The 1,323-nt window shown below is 49.1% G+C and carries 3 protein-coding genes; all 3 read right to left on the bottom strand.

Annotation, left to right across the window (positions count from 1 at the left end; all coding sequences use genetic code 11):
* Window positions 1–15: 15 nt before the first annotated feature.
* On the bottom strand, window positions 16–249 hold the full coding sequence (locus tag AWU74_RS10505) for a helix-turn-helix domain-containing protein (protein WP_162504889.1): 234 nt from the start codon (window positions 247–249) through the stop codon (window positions 16–18).
* 523 nt (window positions 250–772) lie between these two features.
* The gene (locus AWU74_RS05595; protein ID WP_162504888.1) at window positions 773–1,093 is read right to left on the bottom strand and encodes a BrnA antitoxin family protein; all 321 of its coding nucleotides are present in this window, start codon (window positions 1,091–1,093) and stop codon (window positions 773–775) included.
* A partial coding sequence (locus AWU74_RS05590) for a BrnT family toxin (protein WP_062328450.1) occupies window positions 1,047–1,323 on the bottom strand: 277 nt, incomplete at its 5' end. The genes AWU74_RS05595 and AWU74_RS05590, both read right to left, overlap by 47 nt.

The raw sequence follows: 1,323 nt of genomic DNA, 5'->3' as shown, positions 1-1,323 counted from the left end.
CTTTCTGTGCGGGGGTTAGCATTGTGCTACCTCCCCGCTTGCGGCGGTGCCCATAGCCTGCGCGACAAGCGCGTCAATGTAGGCTTTTGCATAGTATGGGTACGCGCCTATGCGGACGCACGGCAGTTTGCCCAGCTTTGTCAGCCGAGAGACATTTGCCTTGCTGCATCCCAAAAGCTGGGATACTTGTTTGAGAGAGTAGAATAGCGGCGGTAATGCCGTGTCTGTTTTGGGGGTTACAAAGTCCATTTGCAACTACCTCCTGAAAAAGACACACCTGTCCCGTATGGGTGGTGTGTAATTTTAAGAGGCGCAAAATGCACGTTGGAACCGCTGGCGAGGAATCGCTATGGTTTGCAGTCCGTTTGCAACTGCCTTCTGAAAAACACACACCTATCCCGTATTGGATGGTGTGTAATTTTTAGAGGCGCAAGCACCCACTGCGTTCTTGCGAACGGACTAATTGCGCCGGATAGATGCCATACACGACAGCGTCTATCCTGCCAATGGCGGTAGTTATCAGCAGTCCTCCACTTCTACTGCCCAACACCGCTGTCGGCTACATTTTTATGTTAAAAAACTGAAATGCTACTTACTCGGCAATGTCCGCTATTTTATAGCCCATCACTGTCGAATTTTGGCTTCAAATCATGCATAGTAGCATACACAAAAAACATCAGCATGTCAAGAGGTTTTTTTTGTTGCGTACAATCACCGAGTGCTCACGGTACCCTTTTGCGCCCTTCGGCTATGGTTGCCCGTTCCTCCGCGGTCAAGTCCGTTTCAATAACCGGCGCAGCAGGTTCGGGTCATCGGCGGCTTGTCTTAAAATATCCGCCATAACGCTTGAATATCCTTTGCCAAGCGATTTGTATTTTTCTATGCAGGCAGCCTCCAGCCGTATTGTTACCGGCTGCCGTTTTTTTCGGCGGTTGCGCTCTGCTGCCAAAAAAGCAAATTCTTTGAGTGCCTCCGGTGATACTTCGGGGCAGTCGTCAAGGTTTATCGGGTATTTTGCCGACTCTTTTATCCGCTGCAAAACTTCTTTAGGTGGCTTTTGTCCAGCCTTTATCGTCGACGTGATAATAGCCATCGTATGTCCTCCGTTCATTCTTGGTAGCAACACGGGCGGTGATTATCCGCTTCGTTTGGTCGCGCTCTGTATAAACTACAAAAAGCGTTTTCCCTACCATGCCTAAAGTCTGGTAACGCGTCTCGCCGGATGTGTTGCCCTCGCTGTTGTCTACGCGCTCTATGCGGTTTATGTCGCTAAAAACATATTGCGCATCGTCAAAACTTACATGATGTTTCTGTAAGTTTAAT

Source organism: Treponema endosymbiont of Eucomonympha sp., from assembly GCF_001028545.1.
The sequence above is the reverse complement of the archived record's forward strand: the minus strand, read 5'-3'. Positions and strand labels throughout refer to the sequence as shown.

Excerpts from the sequence above, each read along its gene's own strand:
- AWU74_RS10505 (WP_162504889.1), bottom strand. The coding sequence starts at position 249 with ATGGACTTTGTAACCCCCAAAACAGACACGGCATTACCGCCGCTATTC.
- AWU74_RS05595 (WP_162504888.1), bottom strand. The coding sequence starts at position 1,093 with ATGGCTATTATCACGTCGACGATAAAGGCTGGACAAAAGCCACCTAAA.